The organism is Arthrobacter sp. E70 (genome assembly GCF_058266945.1).
Genome location: NZ_JBYQFR010000005.1, coordinates 196,614 through 222,834, shown reverse-complemented (window position 1 = coordinate 222,834; position 26,221 = coordinate 196,614). Strand labels below are relative to the sequence as shown.

The window sequence follows — 26,221 nt, the reverse complement described above, 5'->3', positions numbered from 1 at the left end:
GCCGTACGCGCGGGGGCTATTCGGCGAGCCACTCCGCGCAGGAGTTCAGGTTCCGGTTCACGGTGGCAACCGCCGCATCCTCGTCCCGCTGCCCGATGGCCTCGAGCAGCGCTTCATGCCCTTCCCGGGGGAGTCCGTTGAAACCGGGCCGGCGCTGCTGTGCCAGGAGGTCCTGGTGGAACACGGCGCCGAAGCTGGCGTACAGCTCATGCAGCAGTGGATTGGCGGACGCCTGGGCCACGCGCACATGGAAACCCCAGTCGGCCTCCGCCCAGGCTTCGAAGTCCCCGTTCTTCCAAGCCTGGTCCCGGGTGGCGAGGAGCGCCCGCATGGCTGTGACGTCGTCGTCCGTTGCGTGCCTGGCGGCCAGCCTGGCCGCCTGGGTGTCCAGCCCCAGCCGGACCTCGAGGATGTGCTGCTCAGTGTGGTCCTGGTACATCCTGCGGGCGGCCCCGGACATCTCGCTGGTGGCGCGCACGTACGTCCCGTCGCCGCGGCGGACCTCCAGCATGCCGCCGTGGGCCAGGGCCTTGACCGCTTCACGCAGGGTGCCGCGGGACACTCCCAGCCGGGCCATGAGCTCGGGCTCGGCCGGGATGCGCTGGTTCAGTGCCCACTCACCCGAATGGACCATCGCCCGCAACTTGGCGGTGACTTCGTCGGCAAGCGGCGGGCGCACCGAAGGACTCAAAGACATCTACTTGCCTCCTGTAAAGGCCCGGCCGGTAAGCAGGTGCGCCACCAGAATCTGGACAACGGCCAGGCCCAGCAGCAGGACCAGCGGCAGGGTCCAGCCGCCGGTGGCGCTGTGCAGCAGGCCCATTCCGAAGGGGCCCGCGGTCGCCAGCAGGTAGCCGGAGGACTGGGCCAGTGTGGAGAGGGCGGTGGTTTCGGCGGTGCTGGTTCCGCTGCGGCTGATCATCACCATGACCAGCGGGAAGATGCCCAGGCCGAACCCCATCAGGATGGCCGGGACCACAGCCAGGCCCGTGGGCATAAGGAGCATGGCCGCAATGCCCACCAGCATGGTGATGCTGACCAGGTAGAACGCCGGGCGCAGCATCCGTGGCCGGGAGCCGATGGCAATCAGCACCATCCCGGCCGGCACGGACACCAGCTGCATCACGCCAAACATCAGCCCGCTCTCCGAGGCGCTCAGGCCCATGGTGGTCAGCATGTACGGGAACCAGCTCAACAGCGCGTAGGCGAGCAGTGCCTGCAGGGTGAAGATGGCGGTCAACAGCAGGCCTTTGCGGGTACGCAGCAGCGGCCAGGGGGAGACGTGGCCGGCGCTGGCCCGGACGGTGCTGCGGTGGGCGTGCAGCGCGACCGGAACGAACCCGAGGAAGGCGGCCACGGCGGCGATGCCCAGGGCGCCGACAGCCGCGGATGGGGAGCCGAGCGCCTGGGCCAGGGGCACCACGGCCACGGACGTGAGCGTGCCGCCGGTGGTCATGGTCACCGTGTAGACGGCGGTCATGAGGGAGGTGCGGGCGGCGAAGTGTTCCCGGATGAAGGACGGCATGGCCACATTGCAGACCGCCAGCCCGGACATGCCCACCACGCTGCCCGCGACCAGCATGCCGGTGGACGGGATGGCCCGCAGCAGGAGCCCGCCGGCCAGCATGGCCAGGGCCAGCAGGATGGCCTTTTCGACGCCGAGCCTGCCGGTCAGCCAGGACGTGGTGGCTCCTGCCATGGCGAAGCACAGGGTGGGGATGGACGGGATGATGGCCGCCACCAGCGCACCGTAGCCGAGCACGGCCTGGAGGTCGTGCAGCAATGCTGAGGCGCCCGTGATGCCCGCGCGCAGGTTCAGCCCGATCAGCACCAGGGCGATGACGCCGAAGACGACGGCGGAACGCGGCTTGGCGCGCGGTGTTGCCGGTGCAGGGGGCACGGCGGTGACCGCTGGTGCCGCTGCAGGGCTGCTTGCGGTGGAAGCGGGGGAGGGTGGAGTGGCGGGCATAGTCTCCAGCCTAAAGGTTAGACGTTTGATGTTTCAGGTTTTGTGGCCAAGCTCTCCCGGCCGTCGGGTCCTGGGAATAGACTGCCAAAGGGCCGGCGGATGGCGTGGTCCGGACCATGCCGACGTGTGGAAGGGTGGCTGTGGAGGCTTCCGAGGGACTGGAGATCGAAAAGAAGTACGACGTCGATGCAGGCGCCACGGTGCCGGCGCTGGAGAACGCGCCCGGCGTCGCCCGGGTGGGCAAACCCCACACCGACGTCCTGGAAGCGGTGTACTTTGACACCGAACGGCACGCTTTGGCCGGCCGGCGCATTACCCTGCGGCGGAGGACCGGCGGCAAGGATGCCGGCTGGCACCTGAAGCTGCCGCCGCAGGCTGCGGCCGCCGACGAAGTACCCCGGCGAAGGGAACTGCACGCACCCCTGGGCCGGCCCGACGTCGTGCCGGACAGCCTGCTCACCCACCTGCAGGCGTACCTGCGCGGCGCGGTCCCCGCTCCGGTGGTCCGGCTGGAGACCCGACGCACCACCCATCCGCTCTACGGCGACGACGGCGTGCACCTCGCCGACCTTGCCGACGACCAGGTCACCGCCGAGCGCCTCGAGGGCGGACACCGCCCGGGCGGGCAAGGCAACGCAGGGCCCGGCGAGGACCGCCGGCAGCAATGGCGCGAATGGGAACTGGAGCTGGTGCACGGGGAGCCCGGCCTCTTCGCCCCCGTGGAGGAACTGCTCCTGGCCGCCGGGGCGCGCCCTGCCGGCCACGCCTCCAAGCTGGCCCGCGCCCTTGGCGGCGGCAAAGCGTCGAAGAAGCGCGACGCCGAAAGTCCCGCGGACGCCGGTGCCGGAAGCGGCCGCCCGCTCCTTGCCGGAAAGCGCGCCCCGGCCGCCGCCGTCGTCACCGTTTTTGTGGCGGCGCAGCTGGACGAAATCCTGGCGAACGACGCCGGCGCCCGGCTGGAGGACGCCGAGGCCGTCCACAACATGCGCTCGGCCGCCCGGCGCATCCGCTCGGTCCTGGCGGCGTATTCCAAGCTGTACCGCGCCTCCCCGGTGCGGCGGCTGCGTGACGAACTGCAGTGGCTGGGCAGGGTCCTCGGTGAACCCCGCGACGCCCACGTCCTGCGCGAGGATCTCCGCGGCCAGCTGGCCGGGCTGCCTTCGGGGGAGGGCGCCGCCGCTGCCGCGGAGCGGGTGGAGCGGCGCACCGGCGAGGACTTCGATGCCGCCTACCGCCTCCTGCAGGACGCACTGGGGTCGGCGCGCTACTTCCGGCTCCTCGACAAACTGGAGGACTTCCGCGACAACCCGCCCGTGCGCGCCGATGCTGTGAAGTCCGGCCAGCGGGCGGCGGCCAAAGCGGTGGACAAGTCCGCCAAGCGGCTCCGGCGCTCGCAGAAAGCCGCGCGGGACGCCCGGCGGGGCGCGGACCAGGAACGTGCCCTGCACCAGGTCCGCAAAAACGCCAAGCGCCTGCGCCACGTGGCGGAGGCCGCAGCCCTGGTCCGGGGCAAGCGCGCCGGCAAGGTGGCCAAGGCGGCTCGGCGGCAGCAGAAGATCCTAGGCGGTTTCCAGGACGCCGTGGTAGCGCGCAGCCTGCTGGCTGACATCGCCGCGGACCATACGGAACCGGCCACCGCCGCCGTTTACGCGGGCCTGCTCGACACGCAGGAGGGGCGGATGATGGCGGCGCAGGCCAAGTACCGGAAGGCCCGGAAGAAGGCACGCGGCCTGCTGCGCAGCGGGGTCCTCTGACCCGCGCGTCTGCCTGACCCGTGCGTCTGCCTGACCCGTGCTTCCGCCGGCGGCTACTTGCCCTGCCGCGCCGACAGCCGGGCCACCGCCAGCGCCAGCCAGAGCTGCACCCGGTCGGCGGTGACCGAGGGATCGTACCCGGTGAGTTCGGTGATCTGCGCCAGCCGGTACCGCACGGTGTTGCGGTGCAGCGTGAGTTCCTCCGCCACGGCCGCCACTGAGCCGTTGTTGTTCAGGTAGCTCTCCAGGGTGGTCATCAGCTCGGCGCCGTGCGCCGCATCGAAGTTACGCAGCGGATTCAGGGACTCGTGCGCCATGTCCGCCAGCGGCACATCCTCGCTGGCGAGCAGCAGCGACGTCAGGCTCAGCCGCTCCGGCTCATTGACGGGCAGGCCGTGGCTGGCGGCGTCGCGGGCCTCGAAGTAGCTCCAGCGCAGGCCGTTGGGTTTGGTGTAGGCACCGCCGATGCCGATCGTGGCATGGATGCCCGCCTCGGCGAGGTGGTCGCTCAGCTTCCGTGCCAGCGCTGGTGCCGCCCCGCCGTCGTCATTGACCACCAGCACCAGGTCCTTGCCCACGACGGCGGCCACAGCCTTCTCGAGTTCCTGCGGCACCGAGGTGCTGCCCAGGGCCTTGCCGTGCGCCGCCGACACCGCCAGCAGGACCACGTTCTTGCGGGTGCTGTTCACGCCCACGCCTGCCAGGCGGCGCTGTGCTTCGCTCGTCTCCAGCGCCCCGTGGATCACGTCCTCGAGCACCTGGCCGCAGAGGGCGCGCTGTGCCTGGCGCTGCTTGACCATGTTGTTCAGTTCCACGCTGATCAGGTTCTGGGCGTATCCGATGATGCCGGTGTCCTCGAAGGGCTGCTGGATCCACAGGGTGCAGGCGTCGCGCCGGCCCGTGGGGATCGGGTAGCTGGACCAGGAGTCCGCGGACGGATTGGCTTTGCTGCTGTTGTACAGCTGCGCCGTGAACTGGGTGAGTGCAACGTCCGTGCGCAGCATGCCGCCCAGGTTCTTCAGCAGCTCGGCGAGCCCCCCGCCGGTCAACAGGGCCCGGGCCAGGACCTGGTGGCCGGCGATCAGCCGTTCCAGCTTGGCGTAGTGGTCCGCCGACTGGGCGTCCGCCACCAGCTTGGTGATGGCGATGAACGGGGTTTCATAGGGCACTTCCACCACCGGCAGGCCCCAGCGGTTTGCCTCGGCAAGCAGGGCAGGCGGCACGGCCTCGTGCGAGAGCCCCACGCCGAACCCGATGCCCACTGCGCCGGCGCGCTGCACCTGGCGGACAAAACGCCGCTGCTCAGGGGCCGAACGGAGCCGCAGGCCGGTGGTGAGGACCAGTTCGCCGCCGTTGAGGAACCGCTGCGGATCCTCCAGTTCCGTCACCGCCACCCAGTTGATGTCCTGGTGCCAAGTGGTCTCCGCGATGCCCGCCTTGGACAGGTGCAGCGAGGTCACGCCCACCAGGGCGGCAAGGGAAATGGCCATAAGGAAAGGATAAACGGCTGCTGGGCAAGCGCACTAAAGCCCGCCAACAAGGGTGTGCAGGTGGCTATTCACCGGGGCCTGGTGCTGGCATAGGCTCGAGGCAGTTCCATCCATCCGTCCTGGTGCATTCGCTCCGGTGCCGATGGCTCCTAGAAAAGAGGTTGCACACCGTGGTCCAGACCTTGCAGAACTTCATCAACGGGAAGTTCGTCACCCCCGCCGGCACCACCCTGCTGGACGTGGTCAACCCCGCCACCGGCGACGTCGTGGCGCAGGCTCCCGTCTCGGTGCAGGCCGATGTAGATGCCGCGATGGCCGCGGCGAAGGACGCCTTCAAGACCTGGAAGCATGTGACTCCCGGCCAGCGCCAGCTGATGCTGCTCAAGCTCGCCGATGCCATCGAGGCCAACAGCGACGAAATCGTCGAGGCCCAGCACCGCAACACCGGCCAGGTCCGCTCGCTCATTGCCTCCGAGGAAGTGGCCGCCGGCGCCGACCAGCTGCGCTTCTTCGCCGGCGCCGCCCGCATCCTGGAGGGCAAGTCCGCCGGCGAGTACTTTGAGGGCCACACCTCCTACGTCCGCCGCGAGCCCATCGGCGTGGTGGCCCAGGTGGCCCCGTGGAACTACCCGTTCCTGATGGCCATCTGGAAGATCGGCCCCGCCCTTGCCGCCGGCAACACCGTGGTCCTCAAGCCCTCCGACACCACCCCCGAGTCAACGCTGGTGCTGGCCCGCCTCGCCGGGGAGATCCTTCCCGCCGGCGTCCTGAACGTGGTGCTGGGCACCGGCGAAACCGGGGCGATGATGGTGGAGCACAAGGTCCCCGGCCTGGTGTCCATCACCGGCTCCGTCCGCGCCGGCATTGCGGTTGCCTCCGGCGCCGCCAAGGGCCTCAAGCGCGCCCACCTGGAGCTGGGCGGCAAGGCCCCTGCCATCGTGTTCAAGGACGCCGACATCAAGAAGAGCGCCGCCGCCATCGCCGAGTTCGCGTTCTTCAACGCTGGCCAGGACTGCACTGCCATCACCCGGGTGCTGGTGGAGGAGTCGGTGCACGACGACGTCGTGGCCGCCATGGTGGAGCACACCAGGACCCTGCACACCGGCTCGCAGAACGACGAAGACAACTACTTCGGCCCGCTGAACAACATCAACCACTTCAACGCCGTGACCTCCGTCGTGGAGAACCTGCCGGCCAACTGCCGCATCGAGACCGGCGGCCACCGGGCGGGGGAGAAGGGCTACTTCTTCGAACCCACCATCATCACCGGCGCCAAGCAGACCGATGACGTCGTCCAGAAGGAAACGTTCGGCCCCGTCATCACGGTGCAGAAGTTCAGCACCGAGGAAGAAGCCGTGGCCTTGGCCAACGACGTGGACTACGCCCTGGCCTCCAGCGTATGGACGACCGACCATGGCACCGCCATGCGCCTGAGCCGCGACCTGGACTTCGGCGCCGTCTGGATCAACACCCACATCCTCCTCACCGCCGAAATGCCCCACGGCGGCTTCAAGCAGTCCGGCTACGGCAAGGACCTCTCCATGTACGGCGTGGAGGACTACACGCGCATCAAGCACGTCATGTCCGCCCTCGACGCCTGACCCCACCGGCACCCTAACCTCGCTTCGCTTCGGCCAGGGAACCCGGCCGGCGTGGGCCCACCAGTAATAGAAAGTAACCGCAATGACCACCACCGCATCTGACATCACCTACCGCCTGGAGCAGAAGCGCCGCGTCCAGGCCGACTTCCCCGGCCCCAAGTCCGTAGCGCTGACCGAACGCCGCAAGGCCGTGGTCGCCGCCGGCGTCGCCTCCAGCGTCCCCGTCTACGTTGCCGACGCCGACGGCGGAATCATCCACGACGTCGACGGAAACTCCTTCATCGACCTCGGCTCGGGCATCGCCGTGACCAGCGTCGGTGCGTCCGACCCCGCCGTCGTGGGTGCCGTCAAGGAAGCCGTGGAGCACTTCACGCACACCTGCTTCATGGTCACGCCCTACGAAGGCTACGTAGCTGTCGCCGAGCAGCTGAACCGCCTCACCCCCGGTGACCACGAAAAGCGCACCGTCCTGTTCAACTCCGGTGCCGAGGCAGTCGAGAACGCTATCAAGGTGGCCCGCCTGGCAACCGGCCGGGACGCCGTCGTCGCCTTCGACCACGCCTACCACGGACGCACCAACCTGACCATGGCGCTCACCGCGAAGGCCATGCCGTACAAGAGCAACTTCGGCCCGTTCGCGCCCGAGGTCTACCGGATGCCCGTGAGCTACCCGTACCGGGAGGAGAACCCGGACATCACCGGTGCCGAGGCCGCCAAGCGCGCCATCCTTGCGATCGAGAAGCAGATTGGCGGCGACCAGGTGGCCGCGATCATCATTGAACCCATCCAGGGTGAGGGCGGGTTCATCGTCCCGGCCGAGGGCTTCCTGCCCGCACTGGCCGCCTGGGCCAAGGAAAAGGGCATCGTCTTCATCGCGGACGAGGTCCAGTCCGGCTTCTGCCGCACCGGCGAATGGTTTGCCGTCAACCACGAAGGCGTCGTCCCGGACATCATGACCCTGGCCAAGGGCATCGCCGGCGGCATGCCGCTGTCCGCCATCACCGGCCGCGCCGACCTGCTCGACGCCGTCCACCCGGGCGGCCTGGGCGGCACCTACGGCGGCAACCCGGTGGCCTGCGCCGCGGCCCTTGCCTCCATCAGCTCCATGGAGGAGTACGACCTCGCCGGGCGTGCCCGTCACATCGAGTCAGTCGCCACGGCCCGCCTGCGCGAGCTGCAGTCGGAACTGGCCGCTGCCGGCACCGGCGTGATTGGCGACGTCCGCGGCCGTGGCGCCATGCTCGCCGTCGAACTCGTCCAGGCCGGTTCCAAGGAACCGAACCCGGAACTGACCAAGGCTGTTGCGGCCGCCTGCCTCAAGGAGGGGGTCATCATCCTCACCTGCGGCACCTACGGCAACGTCATCCGCCTCCTGCCCCCGCTGGTCATCACCGACGAACTGCTGGCAGACGGCCTGGAGGTCCTGGCCGCCGCCATCAAGGCACACGCCTAAACCGGAACGACTCCCTCCGGCAACGCCACGAGGGCGGGCACCGCGGCTGCGGTGCCCGCCCTCGTGGGTTAAGGGAGTTGGATTAGGCCACGACGGCGGCCCGTCCGAAGTAGTGGGTCAGGCGGCCGGGTGCAGCGCGGCTTTGCGTGCCAGCGAGTTCCTGCGCGCCGTCCCCAGCATGTCCAGGGTCAGCATCACCAGGGCGAGCCACACCACGCCGAAACCGATCCAGCGTTCAACCGTCATGGTTTCGCCAAACACCAGCAGTGCCACCAGGAACTGCAGCACCGGAGCGAAGTACTGCAGCAGGCCGATGGTGGTCATCGGCAGCCGGCGGGCGGAGGCTCCGAAGAACACCAGGGGGACGGCGGTAATGACGCCGGACGCCACCAGCAGCCAGAAATGCCCTGCGCCCTGGGACGTCAGCGTGGAGTTGCCGGAAGCCCCCAGGACCACCATCGCCACCGCCGCCAGCGGTGCCAGCACCAAGGTCTCCACGCTCAGGCTGGTCACGGCGTCCACTTTCGGCCCCACCCGCTTCTTCACGAAGCCGTACAGGCCGAAGCTGAAGGCCAGCGTCAGCGCGATCCATGGCAGTTGCCCGTAGGAATAGGTGAGGACGCCCACCGCCAAAAAGCCGATGCCGACGGCGGCCCACTGCAGCGGGCGCAGCCGCTCCTTCAGCACGAACACCCCCAGCAGCACCGAGACGAGCGGGTTGATGAAGTAGCCCAGCGAGGTTTCCACGGCCTGCCCGGTGGTGACGCCGTACGTGTAGGTCAGCCAGTTGATGGCGATCAGGAACGCCGCCAGTGCCAGCGAGGCAAAGACGCGGCGGTCCTTGAGCGCGGCCGCAAACAGACGCCAGGACTTGGTGACGGTGATCAGGAGTGCGCAGAACAGCAGCGACCACACCACGCGGTTGGCCACGATCTCGACCGCGCCCGCCGGCATCAGGATGAAGAAATACAGCGGCAGCAGCCCCCACATGACGTACGCGCCGATGCCGAACAGCATGCCCGCAGTCGTGTCCCCGCCCACCTGGTGTGGGCCCGGCTGTCCCGCCGGCGCGACTGCTCGAGTGGAGATGGCTGTTGGGCTGGCGTGGGTTCCTTCGGGTGCTGGCACGGAACCCATAACACCAGCCGGCGGACAGGTATTCCGGGCAGGCACGCGGGCATTCGGGAAAATAGTCAGTAGGCTTGCTTTCATGACACGTGCCCTCCAGCCGGAATATGCCCCATGAGGCTCCGGCGCAGCAACGCCTCGGGCCGCGGCTACCGCAGGGTGGCCGCCGGCAAGGGCTTCAGTTACCGGGACCTTGACGGTTCCACCCTGCCGCCGGGGCCGGTCCGTGACCGACTGGAGAGCATCGGCATTCCACCGGCCTGGACCGACGTGTGGATTGCCCCCTTCGAGAATGGCCACATCCAGGCCACCGGATTCGACGCGGTGGGCCGCCGCCAGTACATTTACCATCCCGAGTGGCGTGAACGTAAGGACCGGGTCAAGTTCGACCGGTCGCTGCAACTGGCCGAATCCCTGCCCGCCGCCCGCCGCCGGGTCACCATGGACCTGCGCAGCGAGGGCTTCACCCGCGAACGCGTCCTGGCGGCGGCCTTCCGGATGCTGGACAGCGGATCCCTGCGAGTGGGATCGGAGCGGTATACGAACGAGAACGGCAGCCGTGGCCTGGCCACCCTGCTGTGCGCCCACGTCCAGGTGCGCAAGGACAGGATTATGCTGCGGTTTCCCGCCAAGAGCGGCAAGGACTGGGAATCGGAAATCCGCGACGCCGACCTCGCCGCCCTCCTGCGCCTGCTCAAGCGGCGGGGATCCAACGCCCGGCTGCTGGCCTACAAGGACGGCAGGACCTGGCGCCCGGTCACCAGCGCCGACATCAATGCCTACGTGAAGGAGCGGACAGGTTCCGACTTCACGGCCAAGGACTTCCGCACACTGCGGGGGACCGTTGCAGCGGCGGCCAGCCTGGCGCGGACCGGTGCACAGCGGACGGCCGCCAAACGGAAGCGGGCCATCAGCCGTGCCATGTACGAGGCTGCGGAGACGCTGGGCAACACGCCTTCCATCGCCCGCAAAAGCTACGTCGACCCCAGGGTGCTGGACCACTACCACGCCGGGGAGACCATCGACCCGAAACGGCTTGATTCGGCGGAAGCCGAACTCCGGGCCCTCCTCTACCGGGAAGGCAAAGTGGTCTCCCTCGCCGCGAATTAGCATGGCTGCCAACTAGAATGGCACGGTGCGCGGCAGATGCTGCGCAGCAGCATGAAACCTCGTGCAGGACCAGTTCAGAAGGGCTCCCGGTGTCCAACCTCAGCGAAACCGCCGCCAACCGTCCCCTCCGCGTCGCCATCATCGGCGCCGGACCGGCAGGAGTCTATGCTGCGGACATCCTCACCAAGTCCAGCGGCGTGAAGGACGGCGACTTCCAGGTCAGCATCGACCTCTTCGAGGCCTACCCGGCGCCGTATGGCCTCATCCGGTACGGCGTTGCCCCCGACCATCCCCGGATCAAGGGCATCGTCAACGCCCTGCACAAGGTCCTGGACCGCGGCGACATCCGTTTCCTGGGCAACGTGACCTACGGCCGCGACCTCACCCTCCACGACTTCCGCGCCTTCTACGATGCCGTGATCTTCTCCACGGGCGCAGTCAAGGACGCGGACTTGGGGATTCCGGGCATTGACCTCCAGGGGTCCTTCGGCGGGGCGGACTTCGTGTCCTGGTACGACGGACACCCCGATGTTCCACGCGACTGGCCGCTGGATGCCCGGGAGATAGCCGTCATCGGCAACGGCAACGTGGCGCTGGACGTGGCCCGCATGCTCGTCAAGCATCCCGAGGAGCTGCTCAGCACCGAGATTCCGGACAACGTCTACCAGGGCCTGAAGTCCTCGCCGGTGACCGACGTGCACGTCTTTGGCCGCCGCGGCCCGGCCCAGGTCAAGTTCACCCCGCTGGAGCTGCGGGAGTTGAGCCACATGAACGACGTGGACATCGTGCTGTACCCGGAGGACTTTGAATTCGACGAGGCCTCTGATGAAGCCATCCGCACCAACAACCAGACCAAGACCATGGTGAACACCCTCACGAACTGGCTGGTGGAGGAACACGCGGAGTCCGAGAACCCCTCCTCGCGCCGGCTGCACCTGCACTTCCTGCACAGCCCCGTCGAGGTGCTCGACGACGGCACGGGCAAGGTGGGCGGCATCAAGTTCGAGCGCATGCAGCTTGACGGCACCGGCAACGCCAAGGGCACGGGCGAGTACGTGGAGTACCCGGTCCAGGCCGTCTACCGGGCCATCGGCTACCACGGCTCCGCGCTGGACGAGCTGGAGTACGACGCCAAGCGCGGCGTGATCCCGAACGAGGGCGGCCGCGTCCTGGACGCCTCCGGCACGCCCGTACCCGGCGTCTACGCCACCGGATGGATCAAGCGCGGTCCCGTGGGGCTGATCGGGCACACCAAGGGTGACGCCCTGGAGACCATTGGCTTCCTGCTCGAGGACCGGCTGCACCTCCCGGCGGCACAAAACCCCGATCCCCAGGCCATCATCGACCTGCTTGAGGAACGCGGCATCGAGTACACCACGTGGGAGGGCTGGAACAAGCTCGACGCCCACGAGGCCGGGCTCGGGCAGGCCTGGACCGGTCCCGAGGGCCTGGACCACGTGGTACGTGAACGCATCAAGGTGGTGCCGCGCGAGGAGATGATCCGCATCTCCCGCGGCTAACCCCCCGGTTCCGCCCCACAACCCCTAGCTGCGGAAACGTATTCGGGTTAGTCTGATTAACATGAATACGGCCCCGGCTGAAACCCGGGCTTACAGTTCGCCCAAGCGGGCTTCTTCCGCCGCCGAGACGGGGCGCCGCATCCTGCAGGCAACCCTGGACCTGTTCATGGAGGGGCCGCTCGCCGACGTGACGCTGAACGCCGTCGCGGGCCGCGCGGGGGTCACTGTCCAGACCGTCATCCGCCGCTACGGCGACCGGATGGGCCTGATCCATGCCACCGCTGAGTTCGCGTCCTCCACGGTCGCCGCCGAACGCGGCGCCGCCCCCTCGGGGGATGTCCCTGCCGCCGTCGACAACCTCCTGGAGCATTACGAAACCACCGGTGCCCTCGCCCTGAAACTGCTGGCCGAGGAGGGAAATTCTCCGGTCCTCGCGGGGATCACGGCAGGCGGCCGGCGCCTCCACCGGGAATGGTGTGAACGCGTCTTCGCGCCGTTCCTGGCGGACGACTATGTGCCGGCAGGGGTGGAACGGAAACGCCGCCTCGCCCAGTTCGTCGCGCTGTGCGACGTCTACACCTGGAAGCTGCTCCGCCTCGATGCGGGACTGGGCAAGGACCAGGTGGCGCTCTCCCTACTCGAAATGCTGGAGCCCTTCACCCGGAGGTCCTGATGTCCACCGTCCTTGCCTACACGTCGCCGGCGATCGGCCACCTTTTTCCGATGGTTCCGCTGCTCCTGGAGCTGAAAGGGCGCGGCCACCAGGTCCACGTGTGCGCACTCCGCCAGCAGATCCCGGTGCTCCGCGAAGCCGGGTTCCAGGCTCAAGCGGTCGATGACAGTCTTCTCGCGGTGGAAGCCGTGGACTACCGTGCAGGGAATGCGCGGGCTGCCTTGGCCTCCAGCGTGGAGACCTTCACCGCCCGTGCCCGCTTCGACGCACCCGATCTCCGTGCCGCCATCGATGCCATCAAGCCGGACCTGCTGGTGGTGGACATCAATTCCTGGGGTGCCCGCATCGTGGCGGAAGCGTCGGGCCTTCCCTGGGCCACGTTCAGTCCGTACACGCCTCCGCTGACGTCCCGCGGCACCCCGCCGTTCGGTCCCGGGCTTGATCCCATGCCCGGGCCCTTGGGGCGGGCGCGGGACGCGCTGGCGCGCCGCCTGGTGCTGGGCGCCGTCGAGAAACTGATGCTGCCGCGCATCAACTCGCTGCGTGCCGACCTGTCCGGGGGCAGTCTTGCCCCGGTCAAGGGTGCCGATGAGATGTTCCGCACCGCTCCGCTGCTGCTCGTCACCACCTCGGAGCCCTTCGAGTACCCGCATCCTGACTGGGGAGATGACGTCCGCATGATCGGGGCGCTGGCATGGGAACCGCCGTCGCCTCCGCCGGCCTGGCTGGGGGACACCGTGGAGCCCGTCGTGCTGGTGACCACGTCGTCCGAGTACCAGGCGGACGAAGCCATCGTGCGGGCCGCCCTGGAAGGCCTGGCTGCGGAGCCCTTCACCGTCGTCGCCACCCTGCCTGCGGCGGAAACAGGCTCCGCCGGTGCCGCACGGGCATCCGGTACCGCCGGCTTCGGCAGCGTTCCGGCGAATGCCCGGCTGGAACACTTCGTCCCGCACGGCCAGGTACTGGAGCATGCCGCCGTGGCCGTCACCCACGGCGGCATGGGTGCCACCCAAAAGGCGCTGTCGAAGGGGGTGCCGGTGGTGGTGGTGCCCTTCGGCCGCGACCAGCACGAGGTCGCGGCGCGGGTGGTGGCGGCTGACGCCGGCGTCCGGCTCAGCCGCAAAAACCTCACGCCGGGCACGCTCCGCGCGGCAGTCCGGAAGGCCTTGGCGAAAAAGGAAGGGGCCCGCCGCGTTGCCGCGGGCTTCACGGCCGCGGGGGGAGCCGCAGCGGGGGCCGACGCCCTGGAAGGGCTGGTCCGGGTACACCCATGACACGGAGTTTTCGTCCAGCTATGCTGGCTTGGGCACCCCCAGCCCTGCGCAGCTGGACAACAGGTCCCGGGCCCTGGGCCGGATGCGCACGGCCGGAATGGCCGCCCCCTGCTTGCACACAACGGGAGTTCGATGACGAACCTGCTCCAGCCTGAACCGCTCCAGCGCGCTGCGCTGGCCGGGCATGAGCACCTGGACGCCGCCTCCGGGGGCACCCCGGAGCTGCCCGGGCTGCGCAACCTCATCAGGGAGTCCTGGCAGCGCTCCGCCAGCCTCCGGGCCAACCCGGACAACCCCGCCGCGCCGCTGGCGCTCGACTGGGACGAGCTGGAGGACTACCGCCGGCAGCACCCCCTGGCCGCGATCATGCCGGTCATCAACAAACTCCTGGTCCAGCCCAGCCACGACAGCGGACTCCTGGTGGCCGTGGGCGACGAAGTGGGCCGCCTCCTCTGGGTGGACGGGGACCCCGCGCTGCAGCGCCGGGCCGAGGGCATGATGTTCGTGCCCGGCGCCGACTGGTCCGAAGCCAGCGTGGGCACCAGCGCCCCCGGAACCGCCCTCGCCCTGGGGCGCGGCATCCAGATCTCCGGTGCCGAGCACTACCAGCGCACGGTCCACCCCTGGAGCTGCACCGCCGTCCCCTTCCACGACCCCGACTCCGGCGCGGTGCTCGGCGTCGTGGACATCACCGGCACGGCCACCGCCGTCGCGCCGCACACCCTGTCGCTCGTGGAGGCCACCGTCGCTGCCGCGCAGGCGCAGCTGCGCGTGGAGCGGCTCCAGCTCGCCGCGGACCTGGCACGCAAGCCGGTACGACGGCGGTCCCCGGCTGCCGCGGCCAGGCAGGGCGCGGGTGCCACTGAAGGCAGCCTCTACCGCAACAGCCTGCAGCTGCTGGGCCGCGACCAGGCGCTGCTCAGCCTGGCCGGCAAGACGGTTGCGCTGTCCGCCCGCCACAGCGAAATCATGGCACTGCTCAGCACCCACAAGGACGGGCTCTCGGCCGAGGAACTGGGCACCCTGCTGTACCCCGGGGAAGGGTCCACCATCACGCTCCGGGCCGAAATGGTCCGCCTGCGCAAGGTCCTCCAGCAGCTCAACCCGGACGCCGTGCCCGGCTCGCGGCCCTACCGGCTCCCGCTCGACGTGGTGCCGGACGCCGGCCAGGTATTGAGCTGCCTCCAGCGCGGGGCCCACCGGATCGCCCTGGAAATCTACCGCGGGGCGGTGCTTCCGCGCTCGGAGGCGCCGGGCATCGTCGAACTGCGGAGCCGGGTCTCCTCCCTGCTCCGCGAGGCAGTCCTCACGGACGGCAGCGCCGAGTCGCTGCTGAAGTACGCCGAACTCCCGGAGGCAAGGGACGACGTCGGCGTCCGCCGGGCCGCGCTCCGCCTCCTGCCGCCGCGCTCGCCCCGGCGGGCCGCGCTGGTCGCGGACCTGGAACGGCTGGAAGCCGAACTCCGCGCCTGAGGCAGCGGGCGCCGTCGTGCGCTCCCATCGCTGCAGTGACGTGCGTCACCCGGTTGCAACCTTGCTGCAACCTGCCCGCTCCTACGCTGGCTCCAACGGCGAAAGCCTGGGATTAGCAAAGGAGCTAGCAATGACCGTTTACGCACAGCCCGGCACCGAGGGTTCGAAGGTCTCTTTCAAGGACCGGTACGAGAACTGGATCGGCGGCGAATGGGTGGCCCCCGTGAAGGGCCAGTACTTCGAAAACATCACCCCCGTCACCGGGAAGGCGTTCTGCGAGGTGGCGCGTGGCACCGCGGAGGACATCGAGCTGGCGCTGGACGCCGCACACAAGGCAGCCCCGTCCTGGGGCAAGACCTCTGTTGCTGAACGCGCCGCCATCCTGAACAAGATCGCGGACCGCATCGACGAAAACCTGGAAATGCTCGCCGTCGCTGAAACCTGGGACAACGGCAAGCCCGTCCGCGAAACCCTCAACGCAGACCTGCCGCTGGCGGCCGACCACTTCCGCTACTTCGCCTCCGCGGTCCGGGCGCAGGAAGGCAGCCTCTCGCAGCTGGACGACGACACCACCGCCTACCACTTCCACGAGCCGCTCGGCGTCGTGGGCCAGATCATCCCCTGGAACTTCCCCATCCTGATGGCCGTGTGGAAGCTGGCCCCCGCGCTCGCCGCCGGCAACGCCGTGGTCCTCAAGCCTGCCGAGCAGACGCCGTCCTCCATCCTGGTGCTGATGGAGCTGATCGGGGACCTCCTGCCCGCCGGCGTGGTCAACGTGGTCAACGGCTTCGGCGTGGAAGCCGGCAAGCCGCTGGCCTCCAGCTCCCGGATCCGCAAGATCGCCTTCACCGGCGAAACCACCACCGGCCGGCTCATCAGCCAGTACGCCAGCCAGAACCTCATCCCCGTCACCCTGGAACTGGGCGGCAAGAGCCCCAACATCTTCTTCAACGATGTGGCCCAGGACAACGACGCGTTCTACGACAAAGCCCAGGAAGGCTTCGCGCTGTTCGCCTTCAACCAGGGCGAAGTCTGCACCTGCCCGTCCCGCGCCCTGGTCCAGGAGGACATCTACGACTCCTTCATGGCCGACGCCGTGGCCCGGGTGGAGAAGATGATCCAGGGAAACCCGCTGGACACGGACACCCAGGTGGGGGCCCAGGCCTCCAACGACCAGCTGGAGAAAATCCTCTCCTACATCGACATCGGAAAGCAGGAAGGCGCCAAGGTCCTCACCGGCGGCGCCCGCGCAGAACTGCCCGGCGACCTGGCCGGCGGCTACTACGTCCAGCCCACCGTCTTCGAAGGCCACAACAGGATGCGGATCTTCCAGGAGGAGATCTTCGGACCTGTCGTGGCGGTGACTAAATTCAGCGACTACAACGACGCAATGGGCATCGCCAACGACACCCTCTACGGCCTCGGCGCCGGTGTGTGGTCACGCAACGGCAACGTGGCCTACCGCGCAGGCCGCGAAATCCAGGCCGGCCGCGTCTGGGTCAACAACTACCACGCCTACCCGGCAGGAGCCGCCTTCGGCGGCTACAAGTCCTCGGGCATCGGGCGGGAGAACCACGCCATGATGCTGGACCACTACCAGCAGACCAAGAACCTGCTGGTCAGCTACAACGAAAACAAGCTGGGCTTCTTCTAGGCCCTGCTGCCCTCCCTCCGCTACAACGACGCAAGGATTTCGCCAATGACGACGACAATGCAAGCAGCAGTAGTAACCACCTTCGGCACCGAGCTCTCCGTCCAGGACATCGCCATCCCCACGCCGGGGCCCGGGCAGGCACTGATCAAGGTACTCACCACGGGTGTCTGCCACACCGACCTCCACGCCGCTGAAGGGGACTGGCCGGTCAAGCCGACCCCGCCGTTCGTTCCGGGCCACGAAGGCGTGGGTGAAGTAGTGGCCCTGGGTGAGGGCGTCACCGACCTCGCCATCGGTGACCTGGTGGGCAACGCCTGGCTGTGGTCCGCGTGCGGCGACTGCCAGTACTGCCGCACAGGCTGGGAGACCCTCTGCGAGGCCCAGCAGAACGGCGGCTACAGCGTGGACGGCTCCTTCGGGGAGTACATGCTCGTGGACTCGCGCTTTGCGGCGCGGATACCGGCGGGATCCGACCCCGTCGAGGTGGCGCCGGTGCTCTGCGCCGGCGTCACCGTATACAAGGGGCTGAAGATGACCGAGGCCCGGCCGGGCCAGTGGGTCACGATCTCCGGGATCGGCGGACTGGGACATATCGCCGTGCAGTATGCGGTGGCGATGGGGCTGCGGGTTGCCGCCGTGGACATCGCCGACGACAAGCTCGCGCTCGCCAAGGCCCACGGCGCCGAACTGACCGTCAACGCCCTGCATGAAGACCCGGCGGAAGTGATCCAGCGTGAAACAGGGGGTTGCCATGGAGTCCTGGTTACTGCGGTGCACCCGTCAGCGTTCGGACAGGCCATCGGGATGGCCCGCCGCGGCGGCACCATCGTGTTCAACGGATTGCCGCCGGGGGACTTCCCGGCGCCGATCTTCGAGATTGTGCTCAAGGGACTGACGGTCCGCGGCTCAATCGTCGGCACCCGGCAGGACCTGGCGGAAGCGTTGGATTTCTACGCCCGTGGCAAGATCCACCCCACGGTGTCCGTGCGGGAGCTTTCCGAGGTCAACGCGGTGTTCGACGAAATGAAGCACGCCAAGATCGACGGCCGCGTGGTCCTGAGGTTCTGATGCCGGCCCAAGGGATCGAGGCCGCCGCGACGCTGCCCGGGGAGGAGTTCTCCCGTGTGGCGCTGACGCCGGACGCCGTGACGCTGCTGCGGCTGCTGTGGGACCGGCACGGCCCGCTGATGTTCCACCAGTCCGGCGGCTGCTGCGACGGGTCCTCGCCCATGTGCTACCCGGCAGGGGATTTCATCACCGGCGGCTCCGATGTCCTGCTCGGGCTGTTCGACCTGTCCGACGGCCTGGCCCCGCGGCCCTTGGAGTTCTGGATGTCGCGGGAGCAGTTCGAATACTGGAGCCACACACACCTCACGGTGGACGTGGTCCCGGGCAGGGGAAGCGGGTTCTCAGTGGAGGCGCCGGAAGGCAAACGCTTCCTCATCCGCTCCATGCTGATGGACTGGCCGGGCTAAGCAATTCGGCCGAAAGACGTTCGGGGCTCTCCATTCGGAGGGCCCCGAACACGTTTCCAGAACAAAGTTCGGAAAATTGACCGTCTCACGATGTGGGACGATTGGGGCCGTCCACTGGATGGACACTATCGTTGATAGGTCTGTTTCCATCACAAACCAGGATTGTGATTCCCCAATGAATCTTCTCCGGACCAAATCCATTGAGCAGTCCATAGCCGACGCCGATGAGCCCGGACGCAAGCTCAAGCGTTCCCTCAGTACCTGGGACCTCATGATTATGGGCGTCGCCGTGGCAGTGGGTGCCGGCATCTTCTCCGTTGGCGCCAAAGCAGCTGCCAACTTCGCCGGTCCCGCCGTGACCGTGTCCTTCGCGGTGGCCGCCGTCACCTGCGCGCTGGCCATCATGTGCTACGCAGAGTTCGCCACTGCCATCCCCGTGGCCGGCTCCGCCTACGTTTTCACCTACGCCACCATGGGCGAGCTCCTCGCCTGGATCATCGGCTGGAACCTGATCCTTGAGCTGTTCACCGCGGCTGCCGTGATCGCCAAGTACTGGGGCATCTACCTCAGCAAAGTGTTTGCCCTCACCGGCCTGGACGTCCCGCCGGCCGTCTCCCTGGGCGGCGTGGACCTGTACTGGGGCGCCTTCCTGATCGTTGCCATCTTCACGGTGCTGCTGGTGCTTGGCACCAAGCTTTCCGCCCGCGTCGGCAACATCTTCACCCTGATCAAGATCGGCGTGGTGCTGTTCGTGATCGTGGTGGGCTTCACCTACGTGAAGTTCGAGAACTACACTCCCTTCGTTCCCGCTGCCGAACCCACCGCCGGCACCGGCGCCGCGGACGTCCTCAAGCAGTCGTTCTTCGGGTTCCTCACCGGGGCTGCACCCGCCCAGTACGGCACCATGGGCATCTTCGCCGGCGCCGCGCTGGTGTTCTTCGCTTTCATCGGTTTCGACGTGGTGGCCACCTCGGCCGAGGAAGTGAAGAACCCGCAGAAGACCCTGCCCCGCGGCATCTTCGGCGGCCTGGCCCTGGTGACCCTGCTGTACATCCTCGTTTCCCTGGCCCTGACCGGCATGGTGTCCTACACCCAGCTCGCCGAGGCCAAGAGCCCCACCCTCACCACTGCCTTCGAGGCGGTGGGTGACACGTCGGCCGCCAAGGTCATCGCCTTCGGTTCGCTGGTGGGCCTGACCACCGTGATCATGGTGCTCCTCATGGGACTGTCCCGCGTGGTGCTGGCCATGAGCCGGGACGGCCTGCTGCCGCGCTCGCTGTCGAAGACCAGCGAGAAGCGTTCGACGCCGGTGCGCCTGCAGGTCATCTGCGGCGCCGCTGTGGCCCTGGTGGCAGGACTGACCAACGTGGACCTGCTTGAGGAAATGATCAACATCGGTACGCTGTCAGCGTTCGTGGTAGTGAGCCTCGGCATCCTGGTGCTCCGTAAGAAGCGCCCGGACCTGAAGCCCGCATTCCGTGTGCCGTTCGGCAAGGTGCTGCCGATCGTCTCGGCCGTGCTGTGCCTGTACCTGATGACCAACCTTGCCGTGGAGACCTGGATCTTCTTCGCCTTCTGGCTGGTCCTCGGCCTGGCGATCTACTTCGCCTACGGCCAGCGGCACTCGCGGCTCAATGAGCGCTTCGCCGAGGCAAGCGCCTCGGTCAACCGCGCACCGCAGGCAGCGCCCGCTGCCACTGCAGGCCGTGACGACGAGGACGAGTTCAGCCGCGCCTGACCTCCTCCGCCCCACCTGCCGTTCTGCCCGCCCGGACTTTGCCCGGGCGGGCAGACGCGTTCCGGCTCCTGGTGGTCCTGGCGTTTTCGGGCTCGGGGGTGCCCGCCTCCTAGGATGGAAGCATGGCACGCCCTACCCGGTCCGAACGCAAGGCCGAACTGCTCACCGCCATCCTCGACTACCTGATGGACAAGACGCTCGCGGAGCTGACCTTCCGCAGCCTCGCCGAGGGACTGGGAACGAGTGCCTATGTGCTGGTGTACCACTTCGGCAACCGGGACCAGCTCATCAACGAGATCGTTGCGTCCATCGAATCCCGGCTGGACTGGATGCGCAGCACCGACGTCCGCGACATCGACCGCGACGCATGGCGGGCCTTCCTGCTGGACTCCTGGCAGTGGACCATGGCGCAGCGTAACCGCCACCTGACCAGGCTGGAATTCGAGGCGACCGCACAGGACATCGTTGCCGGCGACCCGCGCGGGAGTTCGCAGGAGAACTTCCGCCTGCTGCACCACAAGACCCGGGACTGGCTGATGGTGCAGGGGATCGCCGAGGAGTATGCCGACACCGACGCCCGGCTCTTTACGTCCACCTTCTACGGGCTGCAGTTCGACTTCGTGGTGATGAACGAGCCGGAAGCCGCCACCAAGGCGTTCGAGCTGATGCTGGCAGTCTTCTTCAACAACCTCGACACCCGCCTGGCCGCCGCAGCGCAGGGCGCCTGACGCAGGCGGGGCGTGCCCCGGGCGCCGGTCATGGCGCCGCGTACCTCCCCACCCATTCCACGAGGGGCCGCAACTGCCGCCACCTTGCCGCGACCTCGTCCCGGACTGCCGGCGTGGAGACCCACTCGGGCCGGCCCATGTTTACCCCTGCCGACAACGACTTGTGCTTGAGCAACTCGGCGCGCGGGTGGTCCCTGGCGAAACCGCGGGGCACGGTCTTGAGCTTCTCGCCCTCGACGGTGAATCCGGCACCGGCCACGGCATCGACGATCTCCTGCAACGCGGCGCCGCTCGCCGAGGCGTCGGCGGCGGCCCGGAACCTGGCCAGCTGGGCGGGGGTGTGGGAGTGGTAACCGCCGCCGACCAGCAGCCCGTCCGCGCTGACCTGCAGGTAGAACCCCACCCCCTCCTGCCGGGTGGAGAAGGCGCCCTGCGCGGTCTTGTACGGTGACTTGTCCTGCGAAAAGCGGACGTCCCGGTAGGGCCGGAACAGCCTGGCCGGCCCGAATTCGGGTTCCAGCCAGGTGAGGAGTTCGATGAGGGGTTCTTTGACGGCGGAGTCATAGGTGTCTTTGTGCCCCAGCCACCATTCACGGTTGTTGTTCTCTTCCAGCTCCGCGTAGAACCGGAAGGCCTCCGGCGGGATGCCTGCGAATGTGTTCATGGAGGGAGCCTAGAACTGCCTGCAGTGACCGGCCAGACTCCCGGTGCCGTATGTGTAAAACCGCAGGCTTAAACAGCAGGACACCCCGTCCCGGAAGCCCGGGGCGGGGTGTCCTGAAGAGATCCTGGCAGTAACTAGCCGATCTTGTTGGCTGCTTCTGCCTCGGAGAGCGGAGCTGCACCAAGGTTTGCGCGCAGCTTGGCGCCGAGGTCGGCGTCGACGTTGGTCCAGTACTGGATGGCGCGTTCCTTGATGTCGGAACGCTTCACGCCGCCCACGGCGCCGGTGATGGTCTCGAGGAAGCGGGCCTTGGTGGCCTCGTCGTAAACCTCGCGGTACAGGGCGCCAGCCTGGACGAAGTCGCCGTCCTCGGCGTGGAGGGAGTGCGCGGCGAGGGTCAGTTCGCCGTCGTTTTCCCAGCCGCCGGCAGCGTTCTGCGGTTCAACTGCAGCCGGGCCGCCGAACGTGTTCGGTGCGTACACCGGAACGGAAGGTGCGTTGAACAGGAAGCGCCCCTGGCCGTCCTGGCTGTAGTTGTGGACCTCGTTCTTGGGCTGGTTCACCGGGATCTGGGCGTGGTTGGTGCCCACCCGGTAACGGTGTGCGTCGGCGTAGGAGAAGATGCGGGCCTGCAGCATCTTGTCCGGGGACGCGGCGATGCCGGGCACGAAGTTCGACGGCGCGAAGGTGGCCTGCTCGATCTGGGCGAAGTAGTTCTCCGGGTTCCGGTTCAGCTCCATGGTGCCGACCTTGATCAGCGGGTAGTCCGCGTGCGGCCAGACCTTGGTCAGGTCGAACGGGTTGAAGCGGTAGGTCTTGGCGTCCTCGTACGGCATGACCTGGACGTGCAGGTCCCAGGAGGGGAGGTTGCCGGCTTCGATGTTCTCGTGCAGGTCGCGGATGTAGAAGTCGGCGTCGGAACCGGCCAGGGCCTCGGCCTGCTCGGAGGTCATGTTCTTCACGCCCTGGTTGGACTTGAAGTGGTACTTGACCCAGAAGCGCTCACCGGCGGCGTTGATCCACTGGTAGGTGTGCGAGCCGTAGCCCTGCATTTCACGCCAGGAGGCGGGGAGGCCGCGGTCGCCCATCAGCCAGGTGACCTGGTGGGCGGACTCGGGGGACAGGGTCCAGAAGTCCCACTGCATGTCGGCGTCGCGCAGGTGGGTGCCCGGCAGGCGCTTCTGGGAGTGGATGAAGTCCGGGAACTTGATGCCGTCGCGGATGAAGAAGACGGGGGTGTTGTTGCCCACGAGGTCGTAGTTGCCCTCGCTGGTGTAGAACTTCACGGCGAAACCGCGCGGGTCGCGCCAGGTGTCCGGGGAGCCGTTCTCGCCGGCCACGGAGGAGAAACGGATCAGCATCTCGGTCTCGACGCCGGGCTGCAGGAACGCTGCCTTGGTGTACTTGGAGACGTCCTCCGTGGTCTTGAACGTACCGAATGCACCGCCGCCCTTGGCGTGCACTACGCGCTCCGGAACCCGCTCACGGTTGAACTGGGCGAGCTTTTCCACCAGGTAGTGGTCAGTCAGGATGATGGCACCATCGGCACCAACTGACTTCGAGTGCGCGTCGGAAGTAACCGGCGCACCTGACTGGGTTGTTGAAACGGCAGTCATTGTTCTCCTATTTCTTTGTTTCTTGTAAGGGACGACTGGGGAGGAAGTTGTTGGGCCTTCTGGCAGTCCTGGCAGATGCCCTGGTACATGACATCCGCGATCTGGATGGTCATCGGCTTGGCGTCCGGGTTCCAGTGGGGCGTGAGGCAGGGGGCATGGCCGACCGCGCAGTCCACGTCCTCCACCCGGCCGCAGCTGATGCAGATCGCGTGGTGGTGGTTGTCGCCCACCCGCGTTTCGTACAGGGCGGGGGAGTGGGGAGGCTCAAACCGGCGCAGCATGTGCAGGTCCGTCAGGTCGCCGAGGACGACGTACACGGACTGGGCGGTCAGCTCGGGCAGTTCCGCCCGGGCCGCGGCCAGGATGCTTTCCGCCGGGGAGTGGGGGTGTCGTTCGACGGCGGCCAGTACGGCAAGCCGCTGCTTGGTCACCCTGCGGCCATGGGCGCGCAGGGCCGCAGCCCATGCTTCCTGGCCGTCGAAGTGCTCCGTCATGGCTCCATTGAAGCACTTATTATTAGTAAGTCACAATAAGGCGTGGCTAACCTGTCCGCGGCTGCCGCTAGGGTTGCCGGGTGGGGAAGATTCTGGCCGACGTCCGGCCGCTCAAGGAAAGCCCGGCGTTCCGCCGGCTCTGGCTGGGATCCGCGGTGTCCGCCGTCGGCAGCCAGCTCACCCTGGTGGCTGTGAGCCTTGAGGTCTACCGGTTGACGCACGACAGCTTCTACGTGGGCCTGCTGGGCGTTTTCGCGCTGGTTCCCCTGGTGGCGGGCGGCCTGATGGGCGGGTCCATCGCCGACGCCCACGACCGCAGGCGCATCGCCCTGCTGGCTTCCACCGTGCTGTGGCTGACCACCGGCCTCATCGCGCTCCAGTCCTGGCTGCAGCTGGGCAGCGTTTGGGTCCTCTACCTCCTCGTGGCCCTGCAGAGCGGGGCGCAGGCCATCAACCAGCCGGCGAGGAGCGCGATCATTCCGGCGCTCATCCGCAAGGAGCTGCTGCCCGCCGCCAACGCCCTGAACATGCTGGCCATGGGCCTTGCCATGACAGCCGGCCCGCTGCTTGCCGGTGTCCTGGTGGCGTGGCTGGGCTTCGCCTGGACGTACACCATCGACTTCGCCAGCTTCGCGTTCGTGCTCTGGGCGGTCTACCGGCTTCCGGTGATGCCCCCGGCAGGGGCCCGCAGCAAGGCCGGGCTGCGGTCCGTCGTCGAGGGCTTCCGCTTCCTGGGCACCCGCCCCAACCTGCGGATGACCTTCATCATCGACCTCATCGCCATGGTCCTGGCCCAGCCGCGTGCGCTGTTGCCGGCCGTCGCCGCCCTGGCCATCGGCGGCGGGGAGGCGACCGTGGGCATCCTGCTGGCCTGCACCGCCGTCGGGGCTTTCCTGGCCGGACTCTTCTCCGGGCCGCTGGGAATGGTGCGCCGCCAGGGGACCGCCGTCGTCGTCTCCGTCATGGGGTGGGGCGCCTCCATCGGAGCGTTCGGGCTGGTGGTGCTGCTGGCCGGCCACGCGCCGGACGGCGGCGTGACACCGTGGCTGGTTCCCGCCGCCATCTGCTGCGCGCTGGCCGGGATCGCAGACTCGATCAGCAGTGTCTTCCGCAACACGATCCTGCAGGCCGCGGCCCCGGACCACCTGCGCGGCAGGCTGCAGGGCGTGTTCATCGTGGTGGTGGCCGGCGGTCCGCGCATCGGCGACCTGCTGGCCGGCGGCGGGACTAAGATTTTGAGTGAGGGCTGGGTCCTGCTGCTCGGCGGGGCGCTGTGCATCGCGGGGGCGTGGACGGCGGCGAAACTGCAGCCGGGCTTCGGCAACTATGACGCCCGGAACCCGGTGCCGTAGCGGACCGTTCCTTGAGCTAGGAGGAAACGTGCACAACCATCACAACGGCCTGAAGACGGCAGCCCTGTTCGGCGTCCTGTGGGCGGTGCTGCTCGGACTGGGCGCGCTCATCGGCGCAGGAACACGCAACTCCACCCCGATCTGGATCATGGCGCTGATCGGGGTCGGCACCACGTTCTACGGCTACTGGAACAGCGACAAGATCGCGATCCGCTCCATGCAGGCCTTCCCCGTCACCGAAGCCCAGGCCCCGCAGCTCTACCAGATCGTCTGCGAACTGTCCGCCCGCGCCAAGCAGCCCATGCCCCGCATCTACGTCTCGCCCACCATGAACCCCAACGCCTTCGCCACCGGCCGCAACCCGCAAAACGCTGCCGTCTGCTGCACCGAAGGCATCCTGCAGCTCCTGGACGCGCGCGAGCTCCGCGGGGTCCTGGGCCACGAACTCATGCACGTGTACAACCGCGACATCCTCACCTCCTCGGTGGCTGCCGCCGTCGCCGGCGTGATCACCTCCGTGGGCCAGATGCTGCTGTTCTTCGGCGGCGGCGACCGGCGCAACGCCAACCCGCTGGCGATGATCGCGATGGCCCTGCTGGCACCTTTCGCGGCGTCGCTGATCCAGATGGCGATCTCACGCACCAGGGAGTACGACGCCGACGAGGACGGCTCCCAGCTGACCGGAGATCCGCTGGCGCTCGCCTCAGCCCTGGCCAAGATTGAGCGCGGTGTCAGCCTTGCGCCGTTGCCGCAGGACCAGCGGCTGGTCAACGCCTCGCACCTGATGATCGCCAATCCGTTCCGCGGCGGCGCCATCAACAAGCTCTTCGCCACCCACCCGCCGATGCGCGACCGGATTTCCCGGCTGGAACGGATGGCGGGCCGGCCGCTGCAGTAGTCCAACCAGCCCAGTAACCGGGACCCGGCGTCGGACGTGTCCCTCCGACTCGTCCACGCCCATTTCACTTCGACGCGCAAATTCCCCCTCGACTCGCATGTTCACTGGCGCTCCCCAAATATCGGGTGCGCCAGCGAATATGCGTGTCGGAATCAGT

At 68.0% G+C, this 26,221-nt stretch carries 22 protein-coding genes; 15 read left to right on the top strand and 7 right to left on the bottom strand.

Features of this window, described 5'->3' with window-relative positions:
* Nucleotides 1-16 precede the first annotated feature (16 nt).
* Both AC3IMC_RS08340 and AC3IMC_RS08335 read right to left on the bottom strand, forming a co-directional pair.
* Nucleotides 17-697, bottom strand: coding sequence for a FadR/GntR family transcriptional regulator (locus AC3IMC_RS08340; protein ID WP_490917974.1), 681 nt, complete (start codon nucleotides 695-697; stop codon nucleotides 17-19).
* Nucleotides 698-1,969, bottom strand: a complete 1,272-nt coding sequence (locus AC3IMC_RS08335) for an MFS transporter (RefSeq protein WP_490917972.1) — start codon at nucleotides 1,967-1,969, stop codon at nucleotides 698-700.
* A 140-nt stretch (nucleotides 1,970-2,109) separates the two neighbouring features.
* On the opposite strand from AC3IMC_RS08335, the gene AC3IMC_RS08330 reads away from it, so the two are divergent.
* The gene (locus tag AC3IMC_RS08330) at nucleotides 2,110-3,723 is read left to right on the top strand and encodes a CYTH and CHAD domain-containing protein (protein WP_490917971.1); all 1,614 of its coding nucleotides are present in this window, start codon (nucleotides 2,110-2,112) and stop codon (nucleotides 3,721-3,723) included.
* A 53-nt stretch (nucleotides 3,724-3,776) separates the two neighbouring features.
* Here the strand turns inward: AC3IMC_RS08330 and AC3IMC_RS08325 are convergent, their stop codons facing one another.
* Nucleotides 3,777-5,213 (bottom strand): PucR family transcriptional regulator, encoded by a 1,437-nt coding sequence (locus AC3IMC_RS08325; protein ID WP_490917969.1) that lies wholly within the window; start codon nucleotides 5,211-5,213, stop codon nucleotides 3,777-3,779.
* A gap of 170 nt (nucleotides 5,214-5,383) precedes the next feature.
* On the opposite strand from AC3IMC_RS08325, the gene AC3IMC_RS08320 reads away from it, so the two are divergent.
* Nucleotides 5,384-6,814 (top strand): aminobutyraldehyde dehydrogenase, encoded by a 1,431-nt coding sequence (locus AC3IMC_RS08320; RefSeq protein ID WP_221386366.1) that lies wholly within the window; start codon nucleotides 5,384-5,386, stop codon nucleotides 6,812-6,814.
* 82 nt (nucleotides 6,815-6,896) lie between these two features.
* Complete coding sequence (gene gabT / locus AC3IMC_RS08315; protein ID WP_490917967.1) at nucleotides 6,897-8,267, top strand: 4-aminobutyrate--2-oxoglutarate transaminase; 1,371 nt, start codon at nucleotides 6,897-6,899, stop codon at nucleotides 8,265-8,267.
* 117 nt (nucleotides 8,268-8,384) lie between these two features.
* Here gabT and rarD read toward each other — a convergent pair whose 3' ends face one another.
* Nucleotides 8,385-9,404 carry an EamA family transporter RarD gene (gene rarD, locus AC3IMC_RS08310; RefSeq protein WP_490917964.1) on the bottom strand — a complete coding sequence of 340 codons (1,020 nt, stop codon included), beginning with the start codon at nucleotides 9,402-9,404 and terminating at the stop codon, nucleotides 8,385-8,387.
* Between the two features lie 105 nt (nucleotides 9,405-9,509).
* Here rarD and AC3IMC_RS08305 point away from each other — a divergent pair, with 105 nt between their 5' ends.
* From AC3IMC_RS08305 to AC3IMC_RS08260, 10 genes are all read left to right on the top strand, one after another.
* A complete protein-coding gene (locus AC3IMC_RS08305; RefSeq protein WP_490917962.1) occupies nucleotides 9,510-10,505 on the top strand; it encodes a DNA topoisomerase IB in 996 nt (331 codons plus the stop codon).
* An 89-nt stretch (nucleotides 10,506-10,594) separates the two neighbouring features.
* Entirely contained in the window at nucleotides 10,595-12,025 is a 1,431-nt protein-coding gene (locus tag AC3IMC_RS08300) for an FAD-dependent oxidoreductase (RefSeq protein WP_490917960.1), read from the top strand.
* Nucleotides 12,026-12,086: 61 nt separating this feature from the next.
* Nucleotides 12,087-12,698, top strand: coding sequence for a TetR/AcrR family transcriptional regulator (locus AC3IMC_RS08295; RefSeq protein WP_490917958.1), 612 nt, complete (start codon nucleotides 12,087-12,089; stop codon nucleotides 12,696-12,698).
* Nucleotides 12,698-13,972 (top strand): glycosyltransferase, encoded by a 1,275-nt coding sequence (locus AC3IMC_RS08290; protein ID WP_490917956.1) that lies wholly within the window; start codon nucleotides 12,698-12,700, stop codon nucleotides 13,970-13,972. Before AC3IMC_RS08295 ends, AC3IMC_RS08290 begins: the two co-directional genes overlap by 1 nt.
* Nucleotides 13,973-14,104: 132 nt before the next feature.
* The gene (locus tag AC3IMC_RS08285; RefSeq protein WP_490917954.1) at nucleotides 14,105-15,445 is read left to right on the top strand and encodes a GAF domain-containing protein; all 1,341 of its coding nucleotides are present in this window, start codon (nucleotides 14,105-14,107) and stop codon (nucleotides 15,443-15,445) included.
* 130 nt (nucleotides 15,446-15,575) lie between these two features.
* Entirely contained in the window at nucleotides 15,576-17,099 is a 1,524-nt protein-coding gene (gene exaC / locus AC3IMC_RS08280) for an acetaldehyde dehydrogenase ExaC (protein ID WP_490917952.1), read from the top strand.
* Between the two features lie 45 nt (nucleotides 17,100-17,144).
* Entirely contained in the window at nucleotides 17,145-18,167 is a 1,023-nt protein-coding gene (gene adhP, locus AC3IMC_RS08275) for an alcohol dehydrogenase AdhP (protein WP_490917950.1), read from the top strand.
* Nucleotides 18,167-18,574 (top strand): DUF779 domain-containing protein, encoded by a 408-nt coding sequence (locus AC3IMC_RS08270; RefSeq protein ID WP_490917949.1) that lies wholly within the window; start codon nucleotides 18,167-18,169, stop codon nucleotides 18,572-18,574. The genes adhP and AC3IMC_RS08270 overlap by 1 nt, the downstream gene beginning before the upstream one ends.
* Nucleotides 18,575-18,749: 175 nt before the next feature.
* Nucleotides 18,750-20,312 (top strand): amino acid permease, encoded by a 1,563-nt coding sequence (locus tag AC3IMC_RS08265; protein ID WP_490917947.1) that lies wholly within the window; start codon nucleotides 18,750-18,752, stop codon nucleotides 20,310-20,312.
* 122 nt (nucleotides 20,313-20,434) lie between these two features.
* Nucleotides 20,435-21,040, top strand: a complete 606-nt coding sequence (locus AC3IMC_RS08260) for a TetR/AcrR family transcriptional regulator (protein ID WP_490917945.1) — start codon at nucleotides 20,435-20,437, stop codon at nucleotides 21,038-21,040.
* Nucleotides 21,041-21,068: 28 nt separating this feature from the next.
* Here AC3IMC_RS08260 and AC3IMC_RS08255 read toward each other — a convergent pair whose 3' ends face one another.
* From AC3IMC_RS08255 to AC3IMC_RS08245, 3 genes are all read right to left on the bottom strand, one after another.
* Nucleotides 21,069-21,704 (bottom strand): DUF2461 domain-containing protein, encoded by a 636-nt coding sequence (locus AC3IMC_RS08255; RefSeq protein ID WP_490917943.1) that lies wholly within the window; start codon nucleotides 21,702-21,704, stop codon nucleotides 21,069-21,071.
* Between the two features lie 134 nt (nucleotides 21,705-21,838).
* Nucleotides 21,839-23,320, bottom strand: a complete 1,482-nt coding sequence (locus AC3IMC_RS08250; protein ID WP_490917941.1) for a catalase — start codon at nucleotides 23,318-23,320, stop codon at nucleotides 21,839-21,841.
* Nucleotides 23,317-23,814 carry a Fur family transcriptional regulator gene (locus tag AC3IMC_RS08245; protein WP_490917939.1) on the bottom strand — a complete coding sequence of 166 codons (498 nt, stop codon included), beginning with the start codon at nucleotides 23,812-23,814 and terminating at the stop codon, nucleotides 23,317-23,319. The genes AC3IMC_RS08250 and AC3IMC_RS08245 overlap by 4 nt, the downstream gene beginning before the upstream one ends.
* Nucleotides 23,815-23,894: 80 nt before the next feature.
* On the opposite strand from AC3IMC_RS08245, the gene AC3IMC_RS08240 reads away from it, so the two are divergent.
* Together AC3IMC_RS08240 and htpX are read left to right on the top strand one after the other, a co-directional pair.
* Nucleotides 23,895-25,166, top strand: coding sequence for an MFS transporter (locus tag AC3IMC_RS08240; protein WP_490917937.1), 1,272 nt, complete (start codon nucleotides 23,895-23,897; stop codon nucleotides 25,164-25,166).
* 28 nt (nucleotides 25,167-25,194) lie between these two features.
* Entirely contained in the window at nucleotides 25,195-26,064 is an 870-nt protein-coding gene (gene htpX / locus AC3IMC_RS08235) for a zinc metalloprotease HtpX (RefSeq protein ID WP_490917935.1), read from the top strand.
* Nucleotides 26,065-26,221: the final 157 nt, after the last annotated feature.

What these genes read in the sequence shown, in the direction of transcription:
- AC3IMC_RS08340 (WP_490917974.1), bottom strand. Translation starts at nt 697, where the DNA reads ATGTCTTTGAGTCCTTCGGTGCGCCCGCCGCTTGCCGACGAAGTCACC.
- AC3IMC_RS08335 (WP_490917972.1), bottom strand. Translation starts at nt 1,969, where the DNA reads ATGCCCGCCACTCCACCCTCCCCCGCTTCCACCGCAAGCAGCCCTGCA.
- AC3IMC_RS08325 (WP_490917969.1), bottom strand. Translation starts at nt 5,213, where the DNA reads ATGGCCATTTCCCTTGCCGCCCTGGTGGGCGTGACCTCGCTGCACCTG.
- gabT (WP_490917967.1), top strand. Translation starts at nt 6,897, where the DNA reads ATGACCACCACCGCATCTGACATCACCTACCGCCTGGAGCAGAAGCGC.
- rarD (WP_490917964.1), bottom strand. Translation starts at nt 9,404, where the DNA reads ATGGGTTCCGTGCCAGCACCCGAAGGAACCCACGCCAGCCCAACAGCC.
- AC3IMC_RS08305 (WP_490917962.1), top strand. Translation starts at nt 9,510, where the DNA reads ATGAGGCTCCGGCGCAGCAACGCCTCGGGCCGCGGCTACCGCAGGGTG.
- AC3IMC_RS08295 (WP_490917958.1), top strand. Translation starts at nt 12,087, where the DNA reads ATGAATACGGCCCCGGCTGAAACCCGGGCTTACAGTTCGCCCAAGCGG.
- AC3IMC_RS08290 (WP_490917956.1), top strand. Translation starts at nt 12,698, where the DNA reads ATGTCCACCGTCCTTGCCTACACGTCGCCGGCGATCGGCCACCTTTTT.
- AC3IMC_RS08285 (WP_490917954.1), top strand. Translation starts at nt 14,105, where the DNA reads ATGACGAACCTGCTCCAGCCTGAACCGCTCCAGCGCGCTGCGCTGGCC.
- exaC (WP_490917952.1), top strand. Translation starts at nt 15,576, where the DNA reads ATGACCGTTTACGCACAGCCCGGCACCGAGGGTTCGAAGGTCTCTTTC.
- adhP (WP_490917950.1), top strand. Translation starts at nt 17,145, where the DNA reads ATGACGACGACAATGCAAGCAGCAGTAGTAACCACCTTCGGCACCGAG.
- AC3IMC_RS08270 (WP_490917949.1), top strand. Translation starts at nt 18,167, where the DNA reads ATGCCGGCCCAAGGGATCGAGGCCGCCGCGACGCTGCCCGGGGAGGAG.
- AC3IMC_RS08265 (WP_490917947.1), top strand. Translation starts at nt 18,750, where the DNA reads ATGAATCTTCTCCGGACCAAATCCATTGAGCAGTCCATAGCCGACGCC.
- AC3IMC_RS08260 (WP_490917945.1), top strand. Translation starts at nt 20,435, where the DNA reads ATGGCACGCCCTACCCGGTCCGAACGCAAGGCCGAACTGCTCACCGCC.
- AC3IMC_RS08255 (WP_490917943.1), bottom strand. Translation starts at nt 21,704, where the DNA reads ATGAACACATTCGCAGGCATCCCGCCGGAGGCCTTCCGGTTCTACGCG.
- AC3IMC_RS08250 (WP_490917941.1), bottom strand. Translation starts at nt 23,320, where the DNA reads ATGACTGCCGTTTCAACAACCCAGTCAGGTGCGCCGGTTACTTCCGAC.
- AC3IMC_RS08245 (WP_490917939.1), bottom strand. Translation starts at nt 23,814, where the DNA reads ATGACGGAGCACTTCGACGGCCAGGAAGCATGGGCTGCGGCCCTGCGC.